The sequence below is a fragment of the Rathayibacter sp. Leaf248 genome, from assembly GCF_920939495.1.
GTDB classification, from domain to species: domain Bacteria; phylum Actinomycetota; class Actinomycetes; order Actinomycetales; family Microbacteriaceae; genus Rathayibacter; species Rathayibacter caricis.
The window spans coordinates 2063022-2078859 of record NZ_CAKLAV010000001.1 but is presented as its reverse complement, the minus strand read 5'-3'; the positions used below and the strand labels follow the sequence as shown (position 1 = coordinate 2078859).

The window sequence follows — 15838 nt, the reverse complement described above, 5'->3', positions numbered from 1 at the left end:
TCCTTAGAGCGTAATGCGCTTGTTGTCGTTGATCGTAGTAACGAGTAGCGCACGGAGTTCGCCGAGGTATGCGTTGATGTCATCCTCGGTTTCGAGCAGCCCGCCGGCCATGGGGAGCGAGAGTTTCTTGATCGAGATGCTCTGCTTGGGCGGGACGGGATCGATCGACGGCGTGTCCGGATCCACCGACGGATCAGCAACCTGCTTCAGCTGCCTGGTCGATTCCAGCTCGTCCAGGATGGCCGGGTAAGTCGTGTCGGCGAATTGCGCTGCGAGATTACGGATCGCCGGGATCTGCGTCTCGCGCTTCACCAGCTCAAGCACGGCCTCTGCTTTGCGAGTCACGGACTCCCGAGAGGCCTCGGTCGCACGCTCAAACGCTGCGCTGACCGGCACCTGCTTCCAGTAGTCGTTGATCGATCCGACGGCAGCGTCACGCTCCGTGGAAACGATGCCGCCCAGCTGTGCCCGTAGATCGGCGATCGCAGCTCCGAGCTGCGTCGTCCTGTTGCCCCGGAAGATCTGCGGATCCTCGAGTGCGATCTCGACTCTGTCCGAAACGCTCGGAGTCAAGAATGCAAGGTTGGTGCGGTTGAGCTGCATGAAGCTTGTCGCGTTGTCGTAGATGCTGCGTTGGTTGCCGTTGAGGAACGCCTTAATCGGATCGATCGCGTTGTCCTTCGCGTCCAGCAGCTCGTCCGCGATAGCGTCAGCCTCGTTGAAATGCTCTAGGAACCAGTCCGAGTTGTTTGCCGTCAGTTCGCCCAGCAGTCGGATCGGTCCGTCTAGTTGATCGATGAACGGATAGGTGGCAGCACCGGACCGCAGTGCCTTGAGTTCGACGAGCTTCGACTCGAGGTGCTCCTTCCCTAGGCGGCCGAGTTCAGCCGCATCCTTCGTGAGGCTTCCGTCGTCGGTGAACTCGATGACGAACTTGCGGAAAGTGTTCACGATCTTCTGGTCATAGACCCGCTGCGGAGCGACGACGAGGTTCGGGTATCGCTGCGTGTTGCGCAGAGTCCCGGTGATCTCGGTGCGAGCGAGTGTTTTGCCGTCGAGCTGAAGCTCGATCTTCGACTGTCCCGCGAGGTGGGCCACTACCGCAGCGATCGACCATTGGTCCCAGCCAAAAGGCTTGGCGGAGTACCGGTCGACGAGCTGCTTCATCGTGACCATCTCATGCCGCTTGCCACGCATCTCCAGGTGCCCGAGCACATCATCTGCGGGCACCTCTAGGATGTTGAGGCTCTCATCGAACATCCCGTCTGCCGGGTTTACCAGTCCGTTGAGACCCTGCTCACTGAAAGTCTTGCCACCCAGCATGCTCAGGTTGGTGTACGTAGCCGCAATGACCTTCGCGAAGCCGTCATTGATCCGAGTCTGTGCGTCGCTGGCGGTGACATCGATCACTGCGGCATTGTGAATCAGCGTCGCGCTGCCGACCGCAGTGCGGAACCTTTCGACGATCTCCTTCTCGCGCTCGGAATTCTGAGTGCCCTTCTCGCCGAGGATACGGGTCTCGATCGCAGTGCGACTCGAACCTTGTGCACGCTTGACGTACTTCTCGGTCTTCAGCAGCAAGCGAAGATCCGCGAGGATCCGATTCGCCTCGGCCGGGAGAACAACGCGCAGTTCATCGAGACCCGCGCTGTGCGCCTTGATCTGGTCCAAGCTGAACTCGGTCTCGGGACTGGTGAAGTGCAGCGCCAGCTCGTGCTGCTTGCCGTACGGGGTGCCATCGAGCTTGTAGCCGAACGGGAAGTTCTGGCCATTCTTCGCGACCGTCTTCGTCGTCTTCACGACCGACTCGGCGAGAAGCTTGTTGAGCTTCGCGGAGACCTCGGAGTTGTCGATATCGACGTCCTTGATCTCCTGCTCGATCTTCTGCTCTTCGTTCGTCAGGTAGTCGTACAGGTCACCATTGCGCTGAATGTAGGTCTGCGCCTCAAGCGCGTTGAGGGCTTCGTTGACGTTCTTACCGAGCTGGATGAGATCCGTACCGAAGCGGTCGTAGACCAGGACCGTGAGATTGCGGGCCGTGGCCTTGAAGCTGTCGACGTACTTGACCAGGAACAGCGCCTTCAACAGGCGCACCGCGAGCGCGCTGAGCTTGCCGCTGCCGGTGGCGCTCTCGGCGTTGATGATCGCCCGCTGATTTGTGGATTTCAGTGAGGCACGGATGCCCTCGAACATCTGGTCGAACGATGCCAACGATCCGAGCGGCCGATCGGCAAGGTGGGTTGCCACCTGCTGTACGACGCCGAGCATCGACCGCTCACCGACGGAGCTATTGCGTCCTTCGAAGATGTTGTGGTCACTGATGCCCTCGATCGCGGCTTGGAAGAGCGGGAACTGGTACGTCACGAACGGGTACGTGCCGACGAAGTGTGACTCGTCGCGATAGTTCGGGTAGTGGCGGCCCTCGACGAAGTCGAACAGCGTCTTGAAGTTCGCGTGCTCGTCGTCATACACCGTGGCGACCTCACCAGCAGCAGCATCCGTCTTCGCGAGAAGACGCTTTCGGATGACCTCTTCGACGTCCTGGCTGGTGAGCTTGAGCCGGTTCTTGAAGCGAGCCTGGATCTTGGAGAAGTCGTTAGCCTGCTGCTTGGTGCGGTCGCCGCCGACCTTCTCCATGTCTTCCTGCGAGGTGACGAAGATCCACGATTGGCCATTGCATTTCGTGGCAAGTGATTCGGCGATGGTCTGGAGGTTCAGCATGAGCTGCGTGTTCGTGCCGATGAATTGGCCGACCTCGTCGACGAAGAAGTTTAGCCGGAAGCCTGCTGGTTGCTTCTCAAGCCACGCCGCGACCTCTTCGGCAAAGTCTTCGATCGCCACCGAGTAGTTGGCACTGTACTGACGGATGATGCCCGGGCTCTCCGAGCCGTTCACCTCGGCGAAAGCCTTGTCGATGTTCCCTGCTTCGAGCGCCGCCTGTTCGCGGCCCCGCGCCCAATCGATTCCCGCAGCTCGCGCGAACGCCGCTTTGAAGTCGTCATACTGGCCGCGCGAATCAAGGTCCCGCTCGAATCGAGCGATGTGGCCCTGGTTACCGTAGTACCCCCGCGCTTCGTCGAAGATCTTCACGAACACCTTTAGCAGGGCGTCGTTCTGATCCTTGGAGATCAGGGTTGCCTTCTGATCGATGTTGAATAGGAGGCTGCGCGATTGGATCCGGTCGGCCTTCTCGATCAGTGCGGGTAGGAACGCGTCGTCAGCCTTGGAGCGGAACTGCTCCGAAACGAGGGTACGTGGGTAGTCATGGCCTTCGATGTCCCCAAGCAGGTGCGCGAGCATCTTCAGCAGGTGCGACTTGCCGGATCCGAAGAAGCCCGAGATCCACACGCCGTTGGCGTTCGTGTAGTTGGTGTATGCCTCAAGCACATGCTCAAGTCCCTTGGCCGCCTCGTTCGTGAGGACGTACTCCTCGACCTCGATCGCGAGATGCGAGGTGTCATCTGCCTTGATGACACCCTCGATAGCGCGGCCGATCGGCTTCGCGAAAATCTCATTGATCACGGTCGCGCTCATGCCTCTTGCTCCAAAATGTCTTTGGCCCGGTAGTAACTGTCACTGGCGCTGAGATTCAGCGCGCGCAACTGATGGCCAGCTGTCTGTGTGAACTCGTACGTGCCAGGGAACCACGCAAGCATCGGCCGCCCCACCACAACGCTCTGCAGGTTCTCCAGCACCGTGTGGGTGCGGATGAAGGGGAAGACCTCGCCAAGCCCGGTGAGGAAGACGATGTCGCTCGACTGGTCCTGCAAGCGAGCACGGATCGCGGGCGCGATGTGATCGTGCGGATCGAGCATCCCCTGCAGTACCTCGCGGAACTCGCCCTTGTCCATCGTCGGCTCCAGCTCGACGACTCGCTCCCAGACGCCTCGCTCGGTGAGGAGCTCAACGGCGAGATCGTACAAATCGATCTGTGCGACAGTGAGTCCGTCGTCACTCTGGAGCTTCGTCCGCACCCGGTCCCGCATGCTCTCAACGTCGTGCGTCCACGAGGGCGGGAAGTGGTAGATGAAGAAGGGGACCTCTTTCGAGAGCCCCTCCATCTTCAGGAATCGCTCGCTTCGGAGCACGTCATAGACGTGCCTCTCGTCGCTCTGCAAGCTGCGCTTCGCCTGTGTCATTGCTTAGCCCCTGCGGATGTCGTCGTCGGGAAGAATCTGATATCGCTCGGGGTGCGCTCGTTCAGGGTATTGATGACACGTTGCGACATTACTGCGGGAACAAGATTTCCGCTCTCCGTTAGTAGCCCGGCGTCTTGTAGCATCCGGAACACGTTCTGACGTAGCTTCATACTCGTCGACGGCTTCAGCTCGTTCAGCTCGGGATGCCACAGGCTCTTTCCAATTAGAAAGCGATCGAAGTGATCAGTGCTTAAGCTCGGCGTCATTAGCAAGAATCGCTCGCGTACGACCCCTTCGGCGAATTCTCCGATAAGACCGTACCGACGGCACGCTGCGGCCCACATCAGGATCTGCTTTTCACTCGGCCCAGCGTCTACGAGCAGATTGACCTCGGCGTCTGTGAGTACGGATAGCCGCTGGACTGTTTCTCGGATCACTCTGACGCTTGAGGACGAAGTGCGCGCTTGCAGGACGTTCAACTCGACGGCGAGCTTCCGTACTTGGCCCCAGTCGCGCTCCGCGGAATAGATGGATGCGAGCACGGCTGCTTCGCGCATCAGGAGACCGCCGCTCGTGAACGACAGCGCATAACGCTCGGGTGAGTCCGTGATCACCGGGGCCTCCTCTCGACGTCGGGCAGCGGATCAGGATACAGGGAATCGACGACGCGGCTGCGGTCGGTCCTGGCGGGGGGTGTTGCCAAGGGGCCGCTTCGTCTGGTTCGGGTCAGTCCCGGCGCGGAGCGTGCGGGGGAACGAGCCCGACATCTATGTCGTCCGCACAAGGAGTTCAGTCCATTCCAGAATCATGCCTGCTCGATCAGACTCGCGCGTCGCTACCCAACCGCCGCCCCATCGCCGCGACCTCCGCCCACGCTCCCGTCGCGCGCTCCTCCTCCGACACCTCGCGCAACAGCGAGGCGAGCCGTTCCCGCAACCGCAGCTCGGCAGGTGACAGCGCACTCTCGTGCCCATCCGCCAGCAGATACGAGTGCGCATCCGTCGCGAAGGCCCCGAGCGCGTCCAGGAAGATCTCGAGCAGGCGGGCCGCCTCGGCGACGCGAGAACGGTCGAACTCTTCGCGGAGCATCGGCACCAGGCGCAGCCGGCCCTGCCAGAGGCGCTCGTCCAGCGGGTCCTCGAAGAGGGTCAGCGCGGTGGCGAGGTCGCCCGATCCGCTCGACGGGAAAGCGCGGCGGACGTCGTGGACGATCTCGTGGAAGTGGTCGTCGGTCAGGCCGAAGCCGACGAAGAGGAGGTGCCGGGTGGCGAGGGTGGCCTGCACGATCGCCGAGAGGGCGCGGCGCGAGGAGTCGAAGCCGAGGTAGTCGTCGCGGGTGAGGACGATGGAGGACGGGTCGCCGACGGTGCCGTGCAGCTTGAGCAGCCACCGCTCACTTCCCTCCTCCTGCACGCCGGGGATGACCGAGCGAGGCGTGCCGGCGTCAGCGGCGGCGGTCTCGAAGAGGCGGTCGTAGTTGAGGGTGATCGCCTGCTCGGAGTCGATCGCGGTGAGTAGCGCGGGTGCGAGTCCGTAGCGCTGGAGGGCTCCGATCTCGTCGGCGACCGCCTGGGCGAAGGAACCGGGCTCCTTCTCGTCGAAGAGGGTGGCGAGGTAGGAGGCCTGGTCGAGGACGTTCTTGTCGGCGAGGCGTGAGGCGGTGGTGCCGTCGAGCTCGATGTGCGCGGCGAGCTTCTGCAGCAGCTCACCCCAGGACGGGCCACCGGCGCTCACGCTCGCACCGGCTCCGAGGAAGGGGACGAGGCGGCCGGCTCGAGCCCGCTCGGCGAGATCGTGCACCTCGTCGAGCATCAACGGCGACAGCTCCGGCCAGGAGGCCTCCGCCTCCGCCCGTCGACGGGACTGCGCGAACGCGTGCACCTCGTCGCGGCGGGTGACGAGCGCGATGTCGACGTGGAACGCCTCCGCTGCTTCGCGCAGCACGCGCAGTTGCTGCACGAGCAGGGCGTCGCGAACCCGGCCGGAGCCGCCTCCCGCGCTGGCGAACATCGGTACGGCCAGCAGGGGCAATGGGCGCTTCGTGCGGCGGTGACTCGTCGCAACAGCGGCTCCGTGCTCCACGAAGGCCCGAAGCCTGCGGGCGACCTCCGCGTATCCCTCCGCGTCGTCGGTGCGGGTTATCGGGCGGAGCGGCACCGCGGTGAGCACCGGCGTCGGTTCTCCGTCGACCGGCACCAGCGGCAGGGCGACCGCATCGCCGCGCGCGAAGGCTTGATCGCGGACGGCGTCGACGCGGTTCTGCAGGTCAGGGATAGAGCGCCAGAAGTCGGTGATCGAGAGGTACTGGTCCGTCGGCAGGAGCCAGGCGTCGCAGGCGAAGTTGAGCAGGCTGCCTCGGGTGACGAAGACGTGGGGGAGCGGCATGCGCTCTTCCTATCAGCCGCCGCGGTGCGGGCTCGGGTCTGAACGAGCGCTCGGGGACCGCGCCGGTTCTCACGATGTCTCGCAAGCGACCCGCACAACTCAGGCTCAGAGCCCGACATCCGCCGATCCATGCCGCGTCCTGAGTCCCAGCCTTACTTCTGCAGCGGCCCCGCCACCGAGCAACCAAGGTTTGCCTTACTAAGCGCACCCTAAGTAAGGTGAGCCGACCCTAACTCAGCCCTCAGAGAGGACCTCCATCCGTGGATCCACTACGACCCCGAGCCGCCCGCGCGTCCGCCGCGCTGCTCGCCACGATCGCCCTGGCCGGCGGGGCGCTCGCGTTCGCGCCCAGCGCCTCCGCCGCGGCCTCGCCCGGCACCATCACCGACGCCTCCTTCACCTGGGGACTGAGCAATGAGGCCGGGGGTGGCGCGTTCTTCGGCGGCTGCAACTTCCTCAGCGCGGGGACGGCCGGCGACACCGGCAGCTCGCGCGTCTGGACCGAGGCCGACGGCTTCTACAAGCAGTCCGAAGGGAACGTCTCGGTCGTGAAGCCGAACGCGTCGGGCGCGCTCGTGCCCACCAGCTGGGCGACCAAGTGCCAGACGCCGGCGGGCACGCCCGTCACGGCCGCTTCCGCGACCTCTCTGACCAAGAACGCGGTCGTCTTCGAGAACGGCACCGGCACCGTCGCGGCCGACGGGTCCACCGAGATCGAGTGGGACGGCTCCTTCACGGTCGCGTTCTACGGCGGACTCACCTACTGGAGCGCCAGCGACCCCGTGCTCGAGATCGACGGCTCGGGCAACGGGCAGCTCACCGCCACGGCGAGCGGCTACGGCACCGACATGAACGACCAGACCAAGTGGGTGCCGGTCGCACCGCAGACGATCGTGCTCGCCGACATCTCGAACGCGTCGGCCGACGACGACGGCTTCACGGTCACTCCCGACTACCTGGGCGTCGCGGTCACCACCGAGGCCACTCCGCAGACGACGACCGGAGCGACCTGGGGCTCGTTCCCGCAGAGCTTCGTCGACTTCCAGAACCTGACCGGGCAGAGCAGCTACTGGTACAGCTCGGGCGGATCGCGCGATGCGGCGAAGCCCGCCGCCCCTCTGACCGTGGACTACGCGCTCACCCCCGCGACGACTCCGACCACGCCGCCGACCACCCCGCCCACGACTCCTCCCACCACCCCGGCCGAGCCGGAGCCTGGTGAGCAGGACATCACGGTCGAGGTGCCCGAGGTGACGGCTCCGCCCGCCACCGGCAGCTTCGGCTGGGCCTTCGAGAGCACCGACGCGGTCAGCCTCGGCACGGCCACGCAGGCCGGATCGACGTTCGTCGCGACCGGCGCGCTCAACACGATCGCGGTGACCGACACGCGCTCCGGCGGCACGACTCCGTTCGGCTGGAGCATCTCGGGCTCGGTCAGCGACTTCGCGTCGGCGTCGGGCGGCTTCGACGCCGGCTACCTCGGCTGGACCCCGTCGGTCGGCAACGCGGGCAGCGGAGTGGTCGCGGGAGCGGCCGTCGGCTCGACCCTCGAGAGCGGCGCAGGTCTGTCGGATGCGGCGACGCTCGCCTCCAGCACCGCCGCGGCCAGCGCCGACGTCGACGCGGCACTGCGCCTCGTGATCCCGACGACGACGCCCGCGGGCGACTACTCGGCAACGCTCACCATCACGGCGCTGGGCTGACCCTGCGCTGACGGCGCGAGGTGACCTGCGCTGATCCTCCGGTGCGGGGTGACCCGCGCTGACGACCCGGTGCGGGGCCAGCCGCGCTGATCCCGCCCGGGGCGGGCCGTCCTCTCGACACGGAGGAGGGTCCGCCCCGTTCCCGCGCCCGCCTCGACGACGAGAGCGCCGCGGGACCGGGCTTCCGAGTCCGCCCACTCCTCTTCCTCCGCCGTTCCGGCATCGACACTGCAGAGACGACCCATGCGCCGCTTCCCCGCCCTCCTCGCCGCCGCCTCCCTGAGCGCCGCGGCCGCCGTGCTCCCGCTCGCCCCGGCCGCCGCCGCCGACGGCCCGGCCTGGAGCGTCGGCCCGACCGCCGATGCCTCCGGCGCCACCCGCGCGAACTTCGACTACTCCCTCGACCCCGGCGCCGTGGTCGAGGACTCGATCTCGGTGCGCAACGACGGAGCGACCGAGCTGGTCCTCGACGTCTACCCGGCCGACGCGTTCACCACCCGCGAGGGCGGCATCGACGTGCTGACCGCGGGCACCGCCTCCGAGGACGCGGGCACCTGGATCGCGCTCGCCTCCTCCTCCGTCACCCTCGTGCCGGGGCAGGAGGCAGCGGTGCCGTTCACGGTGACGGTGCCGGCGGACGCGCAACCCGGCGATCATCCGGCGGGCATCGTCACGTCGCTCCGCGTCGAGGACCCCGACTCGCAGGTGCAGATCGACCGGCGGCTGGGGACGCGGCTGCAGCTGCGCGTCTCGGGCGAGCTCGTGCCCTCGCTCGAGCTGTCGGATCCGGTGGTCGCGTTCTCGGGGGTCTGGAACCCGTTCGCGACAGGATTCGTGACCGTCGACTACTCGGTGGGAAACACCGGGAACACGCGGGTGACCGCGCTGGCCGATACGTCGATCGCCGGTCCGCTGGGGGTCGCGGGGGTGTCGGCGCAGAGGCAGCTGCCGGAGGTGCTGCCCGGGTCGACGATCGACGTGCGCGAGGAGCTCGACGGAGTGGGCGCGCTGCTGTGGCTGTCGGGTGCGGTGAGTCTGCGGCCGACGAGCGTGGGCTTCGGCGCGGCGACTCTGGATCCGGTGACGGCGGACTTCGCGCTGGCCGCGGTGCCGGTGGCGACGCTGCTGATCGTGCTGGTGCTGGCGGCGGGAGTGGTGGCGGTGCTGCTGGTGCGGCGGCGACGGCATGCGCGGGCTGCGTGACGGGTGCGGGTCGTCGGCGGCGCGAGCCGGGGGTGGGGTCGAGTCCTCAGAAGTCGTCGTAGTCGGGTGCCGAGTACGACGACTTCTGCATAGTCGGGGGCGTTGCGAGCGGAGGGGCGTGACGCGGGCTCGGCAGGACGGCGTCGAGTCCTCGAGAGTTGTCGTACTCGGCGTCGAGTACGACAACTTTCGCTGAGTGGGGAACGCGGAGGGGCGCACGAGCGCCATGAGGGGCGCGCGGGCACGTTTACGCAGAAGTTGCGGTATCCGCTCGCGCTTCCCGCAACTTCTGGAGGAGGGCGGCGGGAGGCGCGGGGCCGGGAGGCGGCGGCTCGCGCCGGTTCCGCAGAAGTTGCGGTAGCGGCTCGCGCTTCGCCCTACTTCTGGAGGAGGGCGGCGGGAGAAGTGGCTCCGGAGTTCGGGGCCCGCCTCGGTGCTGGAGGCTGGTCGCGTCGGGCGTAGGGTCCGGGCGGCCGAGCAGGTTCCGCAGAAGTTGCGGTATCCGCTCGCGCTTCCCGCAACTTCTGGAGGACGGTGGTGGGAGCCGCGGGCCCGGGAGGCGGCGTCCCGAATCGGTTCCGCAGAAGTTGCGGTAACGGCTCGCGCTTCGCCCAACTTCTGCAGGAGCGCGGCGGGAGTCGCGGGCCCGGGCGGCGGCGTCCCGGCTCGGTTCCGTAGAAGTTGCGGTAACAGCTCGCGCTTACCGCAACTTGTGGAGAGTGGGGGCGGGCAGCCGAGCGGGCCGTCACTCCGGAGGCGCGGGGCGGCGCCAGGGCAGCACGCGGCGGCCCGAGAGGTGCAGCACGGCGAGCACGGCGATCAGCACCGCCAGCGCGAGGGCGCCGATCAGGAGTGGCAGGAGTCCGGAGCTCGCGACCGCCTCGGGGACGAGTCCGCCGCCGTCGCGGACGACGGTGCTCGTCTCGGCGACGAGCCCTGCGGCAGCCTGCGCGGCCGGAGTGGCAGCGGCACCCGCACCCGCGCCGGCACCCGCCGCGGCACCCGCACCCGCCGCGGCCCCCGCACCCGCCGGCCGCTGCGCCACCTCGTTCACCGGCCCCGCCGCTCCGCCCGCCGGCGACTCCGGAGCCGCCACCACAGCCGGAGCCGACGCGTCGAAGTTCACGAACAGCGCGGTCGCCGGCTTGGCCGCGTCCCGAGTCCCGCCGGTCGTCAGCCAGTACCCGGCCTGCCCCGTCTGCACTTGGAACTGCAGGAAGCTCGCCGGGAACGAGCCCCAGTACGCCGCGTTCTCGGCGGTCCGCGGGGCCTGGCCGCCGGTCTGGCTGGCGACGCCGAGGTACTCGGGCAACACGCTGAAGCCGCCGTCGCCGAGCGGAGCGCCGCGCACCTCCGCGAGCACGATCTCGGTCGCGGGCAGTGGGCGCCAGAGCGAGGTGTCCTCCATCGAGGTGCCGTAGCCGCTCGCAGTCGCGATCAGCCGGCCGTTGCCCGCGGCGTCGAGCGAGAGCACGGGGTCGCTCGCGCTCCAGTAGGTCATGCCGCCGTAGAAGGCGACGGTGAAGGAGCCGCTCCAGCGCAGGGTCAGGCCGTCGGCCGAGACGGAGCCGCGCCCGCCGTCGACGACGACCTGCGACTGCGTGCTCGAGGCGAGCGACGACGCGGTGACGGGCGCGCCCGACGGATCCGTGCAGCGGGTCGCGAAGGAGGCGCGCGTCCATCCGCCGGCCGCGGTCGCCTTCTCGATCGAGACGGCCCCGGCCTCGGCGGCGTACAGCCCGTCGGACTCGGACCAGACGCGCGCGCCTCCGCTGTTCCCGGCGACGCCGGCGCTGAGGAAGTTGCAGCCGCCGGCGAAGGCACCGCCGGAGGACTCGCGGTTGAGTCCCCAGCGCAGCTCGGCGTTCTCGATGTCGCCGAAGCCGGCGGAGGTGCCGGTCGGCACGGACACGTCGATGTCGACGCCGTCCTCGACTGCCGCGGCGGCGGGTGCGAGTCCGAGCGTCAGGGCGGCGGCGAGGAGGAGGGATCCGAGCCGCCTCATCGCGCGTCCGCCGTCTCGCGGGCCGGCAGATGGCGGGCGGTGGAGAGCTCCTCGGTGGGGGCGTCGGGGGAGGAGGGAGCGGCGTCGGCGTCCGGTTCCGGAGTCGCCTCCACGGGAGTCGCGCTCGACGCAGCGATCCGGGTATCCGGCGACACCGCCGCGCCCCCACCGGCTGTATCCGACGACCCACCCGCACCCACTCGCTTCCGCGCCCGCCGCCTCCGAACCCCCCGCACGATCCCCACCACGACACTCGCCAGCACGAGCCCCGCCGCGATGAGCAGCGCGATCCCGAGCGCCACGTACAGCCACACCGGCACCTCCGGCTCCGCCGCGGCGCTCGGCACCGACGCGGCCGACGCTCCCACCACGGTCAGCTCGCTCTCGGCGACCGCCCCGGATGCGGCGCCGGTCAGCGTCAGCAGGTGCGTGCCTCCGCGCAGGTCGCCCGGCAGGGGCAGCACCCCGGCCACCTCGCCGCGGGTGCCGGCCGTGAGCGGGCCGACGGCCACGACTCCGTCGTCGAGGGTCGCGACGACCTGCTCGGACACGGCGAAGCCCTGGCCGGTGAAGGCGAGCGCGTTGCCGGCGACGGCGGAGGAGGCGGTGTAGCCGACGCGCGCGGAGCCGGCCACGGGCGCCTCGGTGGGCGACGCCTCCGGAGCACCCGCGGCGGGGGCCGCGTCCGCCGCGGGATCGGAGGCCGCGCCGGCCGCCGGCGCCGCGAACGACACCGGCGTGAACGTCTCGTTGTTCGCGTTCTTCACCCCGTGCGCGCCGATCGTGATCACTCCGCACTGCACCTCGAGGCAGTCGACGGTCGTCACCTCGCCCGAGCGGTCCTGCGCCTCGAAGCGCGCCGACGGGATCGTGAGGTCGACGCTGAACGAGCCGTCGGCCGTGAGCACGCCGTTCGCGGCCGACTCCGTCTCGCTGCCCGGGAACGCGACGAAGCGCTCGAAGCCCGCGTTGTCCTTCGACTCGGAGTCGGGGACGTAGCGGTAGTCGGTGCCGACCTCGCCGCCGCTGCTCGGTCCCCAGCCGGCGCCCGACACCCAGCCGAACAGCACGTAGACGCCGCCGAAGCCGCCCTGGATCGACTGGAAGCCGCGGCCCGAGACCGTGATCGACGTGGCGTAGTCGGGGTCGGCGGCCGTTGCCCCGTCGGCGAAGGACACCGACACCGAGCCGGCGGCCGACGCGGCGGGGGCGACGAGCGGAGTCGCGGCCACCGCGATGCCGAGGGCGGCGGCGAGGAGGAGGGTGCGCGGGGTGCGGGTCATCGAGGGTCTCCGATCGGGGGAGCGGGGGAGGGGGATGGGCCGAGGTCGGCGACTGCGCCTCGCCGCGCCCGCTCCGGCCGGATCGACACCGAGCCGTCGTCCTCGACGACCACCCGGATCGGATGCCGGTACACCTCGCTGAGCAGCTCGGTCGTCAGCGCCACCGCGGGCGGACCGTCGGCGCGCACGCGTCCGCCCTCGAGCACGACGACGCGGTCGGCGTACGCGGCGGCGAGCCCGAGATCGTGGAGCACCACCACGGCAGAGCCGCCCGACTCGGTGTGCGCGCGGACCTGGCCGAGCAGCCGCTCCTGATGCCGGATGTCGAGGCTGGCGGTGGGCTCGTCGAGCAGCACGAGGTCGCACTCCTGCGCGCGGAGACGGGCGTAGGCGACGCGGGCCCGCTCGCCGCCCGAGAGCTCGGGCATGCGGCGGTCGCGGAACGCGGCGACCTCGGCGTCCTCGAGCGCGCGCTCGATCACCGCGGTCCCGTCGCCGCCCCGGGGCGCCCGGCCCATCTCGACGACCTCGAGCACGGTGAAGGGGAACGACACCTCGTTCGACTGCGTCAGCACCGAGCGCAGTCGCGCGAGATCGGGGGCGCGGTAGGAGCGGAGGGGGCGGCCGTCGAGGTCCAGCGTGCCGGTCTGCGGAGCGGAGTCGCCCGCGAGCACCGAGAGCAGCGTCGACTTGCCGGCGCCGTTGGGTCCGACGAGCGCGACGAACTCGCCGCGGTGCAGGCGCAGGTCGACGCCGTCGAGCCCGGGGCGCGCGCCGTAGGAGAGGCCGACGCCGGTGGCGCGCATCCGCTCGCCGTGATCGGAGGCTTGAGCCGCGCCCCGCTCGACGGTCGTGCCGCTCGAGACCGTACCCGCACCCCCGCTCACGCCCACCCTCCCGACCGCACCCGCGCCCGGCGCAGCAGCCAGAAGAAGAACGGAGCGCCGACGATCGCGGTCAGCATGCCGATCGGCAGGTCGGCGTAGGGGACGGCCGTCCGCGCGACCGCGTCGGCGCAGACGAGCAGCAGCGCGCCTCCGATCGCGCTCGTGCCGATCAGGGCGCGGTGCGCCGGGCCCAGCAGCATGCGCAGGAGGTGCGGCACGACGAGTCCGACGAACGCGATGATGCCGCAGAGGGCGACGGCGGCCGAGGTGAGCGCGGCGACGACCACGATCGCGGCGATGCGGGTGCGCTCGATCGGCACGCCGAGGTGCTGCGCCTGGCGCTCGCCGAGGGCCAGCAGGTCGAGGCGGCGAGAGAGGAGGGCGGCGGCGACCACTCCGACCACGGTGATCGGGAGCACGATCGCGACGTCCTGCCAGCGGGTGCCGTTGAGCGAGCCGAGCTGCCAGAAGACGATCTGCTCGCGCTGCTGCGTGGTGCCGAGGAAGGTCATCAGCGCGATGCCCGCGCCTCCGACCGCGTTCACTGCGATGCCCGTGAGCACGAGGGTGACGACCTCGGTGCGGCCGCCGGCGCGGGCGGTCAGGTAGACGAGGAGCGTCGCGGCGAGGCCGCCGACGAAGGCGAAGACGGGGGCGGTGAGCGGCCCGAAGACGTTCAGTCCGAAGACGATGACGGCGCTCGCCGCCAGTGCCGCTCCGGAGGAGACGCCCACGACGCCCGGCTCGGCCAGCGGATTGCGGAACACGCCCTGCATGACCGCGCCGCCGACCGCCAGCGCGGCGCCGACGACCGCCGCCATCGCGATCCGCGGGAACCGGATCGCCCACAGTGTCGCGTCGCCGTTGACGTGCGCGGGCAGCTCGAGCACCGGCAGCAGGCGCACGCCGAGCGCGTCGTTGAGGTGCTGCGCGATCGATCCGAGGATCTGCGCGGGCGGGACCGCCAGCTGTCCGAGACCGGCCGAGACGACGGCGACCACGACGAGGGCGCCGGTGAGCCCGGCGGTGACGAGCGTCGGTCGACCGAGGCGGGCGGGAGCGGCGACCGCCGTCATCGGGTGCTGTCCGGCGCGTAGATCGCGACCGCGAGCGCCTCGAGCGTGCGCGGGGTGTCGGGTCCGAAGCTCAGGATCTGCGTGTCGGCCATGTCGACGATGCGGCGGTTCTGCCCGGCGGGGGTCTGCGCGAGCGCGGGCATGGCCTCGAGCAGGCCGTCGACGCCGTCGACCGATTCGAGGCCGCCGGTCATCATCAGCACGAGGTCGGGGGCGGCGGCCACGAGGCCCTCGTCGGTGAGCGGGCGCATGCCCTCCCAGCCGATCTCGGCGGCCACGTCGATCCCGCCGAGCGAGCGCACGAGGTCGTCGGCGCCGGAGCCCTCGCCGAAGAGGTAGTAGACGCCGGACTGGCCGCGCACGTAGAGGAAGACGATGCGCAGGCGCTGGGCGGGGTCGGCGGGCGCGACGGCGTCGATCCGAGCGATCGTCTCGTCGACGGAGGCGCTGAGGCGCGCGGTGAGCTCGCCCCCGCGCTCGGGGACGCCCAGGGCCGCGGCGACCTCGCCGACCAGCGTCGGGATCGTGGCGATCGAGCGGTCGGAGCCGACGACGACCACGGGGATCCCCGCGTCGCGCATCTGCAGCACCGTGTCCCACGGGCCCAGGCTCGAGTCGGTGAGGATCACGGTGGGCGCGAGGTCGAGGATCGCCTCGGCGTTGAGGTCGTGGCCGTTCTGCGTGACGAGCGGGCGGTCGGCGATCTCGGCGAAGTCGCTCGAGACGTCGCGGCCGACGACGGAGTCGCCCAGGCCCAGCTCGAAGACCAGGCGGGAGGTGGAGCCGTAGAGGTCGAGGGCGAGGATCCGCGAGGTATCGGTGACGGTGACGGTGGTGCCCTGGGCGTCGACGATGCTCGCGGGCAGGGCGTGGGTGCCGGTGGTGATCGGATCGACGGACGCGGCGTCGATGCGCGCGGTCGAGGGGCCGGTCGCGGTGCGCGGCTCGGCGAGCGGAGTGACGTCGGCCAGGCGCGGCGACGGGGCGCCCTCGGCGGCGGTGCTCGCGGAGGTGCAGCCGGCCAGGAGGGCGATCGCGGCGAGGACGGCCGCGACGCGACCGGCGGAACGGCGGGGGAGGAGGGGCACGGTCTCGCCTTCGCTGCAGGTGCCCCGTGCGGGGGCTGGGGTCGAAAAGTTAGCTAATGCTAACCTAAC

General features: G+C 69.4%; 11 protein-coding genes. 2 read left to right on the top strand and 9 right to left on the bottom strand.

The genetic code is table 11. The annotated features are described in order from the left end of the window. Positions 1 to 3: 3 nt before the first annotated feature. The 4 genes from brxC to LRG51_RS10035 form a co-directional block, all read right to left on the bottom strand. On the bottom strand, positions 4 to 3534 hold the full coding sequence (gene brxC / locus LRG51_RS10050; protein ID WP_230672563.1) for a BREX system P-loop protein BrxC: 3531 nt from the start codon (positions 3532 to 3534) through the stop codon (positions 4 to 6). After that, positions 3531 to 4139: a DUF1788 domain-containing protein gene (locus LRG51_RS10045; protein WP_230672560.1), complete on the bottom strand. Its 609-nt coding sequence runs from the start codon at positions 4137 to 4139 to the stop codon at positions 3531 to 3533. The genes brxC and LRG51_RS10045 overlap by 4 nt, the downstream gene beginning before the upstream one ends. Beyond that, positions 4136 to 4753 (bottom strand): DUF1819 family protein, encoded by a 618-nt coding sequence (locus tag LRG51_RS10040; RefSeq protein WP_230672559.1) that lies wholly within the window; start codon positions 4751 to 4753, stop codon positions 4136 to 4138. The genes LRG51_RS10045 and LRG51_RS10040 overlap by 4 nt, the downstream gene beginning before the upstream one ends. A 205-nt stretch (positions 4754 to 4958) precedes the next feature. Then, entirely contained in the window at positions 4959 to 6524 is a 1566-nt protein-coding gene (locus tag LRG51_RS10035; protein WP_230672557.1) for an SIR2 family protein, read from the bottom strand. Positions 6525 to 6784: 260 nt separating this feature from the next. Between LRG51_RS10035 and LRG51_RS10030 the strand changes: the two genes are divergently transcribed. Continuing rightward, complete coding sequence (locus LRG51_RS10030; RefSeq protein WP_107574218.1) at positions 6785 to 8227, top strand: hypothetical protein; 1443 nt, start codon at positions 6785 to 6787, stop codon at positions 8225 to 8227. 243 nt (positions 8228 to 8470) lie between these two features. Further along, positions 8471 to 9430 carry a WxL protein peptidoglycan domain-containing protein gene (locus tag LRG51_RS10025; protein ID WP_230672555.1) on the top strand — a complete coding sequence of 320 codons (960 nt, stop codon included), beginning with the start codon at positions 8471 to 8473 and terminating at the stop codon, positions 9428 to 9430. Between the two features lie 745 nt (positions 9431 to 10175). On the opposite strand, the gene LRG51_RS10020 is transcribed toward LRG51_RS10025, so the two are convergent. Genes LRG51_RS10020 through LRG51_RS10000 form a run of 5 tightly spaced genes read right to left on the bottom strand, consistent with a single transcriptional unit; the run spans position 10176 to position 15769 of the window. Further along, positions 10176 to 11435 (bottom strand): hypothetical protein, encoded by a 1260-nt coding sequence (locus LRG51_RS10020; RefSeq protein WP_230672553.1) that lies wholly within the window; start codon positions 11433 to 11435, stop codon positions 10176 to 10178. Beyond that, positions 11432 to 12718, bottom strand: a complete 1287-nt coding sequence (locus tag LRG51_RS10015; RefSeq protein ID WP_230672552.1) for a hypothetical protein — start codon at positions 12716 to 12718, stop codon at positions 11432 to 11434. Before LRG51_RS10015 ends, LRG51_RS10020 begins: the two co-directional genes overlap by 4 nt. Further along, the gene (locus LRG51_RS10010; protein WP_230672551.1) at positions 12715 to 13605 is read right to left on the bottom strand and encodes a heme ABC transporter ATP-binding protein; all 891 of its coding nucleotides are present in this window, start codon (positions 13603 to 13605) and stop codon (positions 12715 to 12717) included. Before LRG51_RS10010 ends, LRG51_RS10015 begins: the two co-directional genes overlap by 4 nt. Then, on the bottom strand, positions 13602 to 14681 hold the full coding sequence (locus tag LRG51_RS10005; protein ID WP_230672550.1) for a FecCD family ABC transporter permease: 1080 nt from the start codon (positions 14679 to 14681) through the stop codon (positions 13602 to 13604). The genes LRG51_RS10010 and LRG51_RS10005 overlap by 4 nt, the downstream gene beginning before the upstream one ends. Next, entirely contained in the window at positions 14678 to 15769 is a 1092-nt protein-coding gene (locus tag LRG51_RS10000; protein ID WP_230672548.1) for a heme/hemin ABC transporter substrate-binding protein, read from the bottom strand. Before LRG51_RS10000 ends, LRG51_RS10005 begins: the two co-directional genes overlap by 4 nt. Between the last annotated feature and the right edge of the window lie 69 nt (positions 15770 to 15838).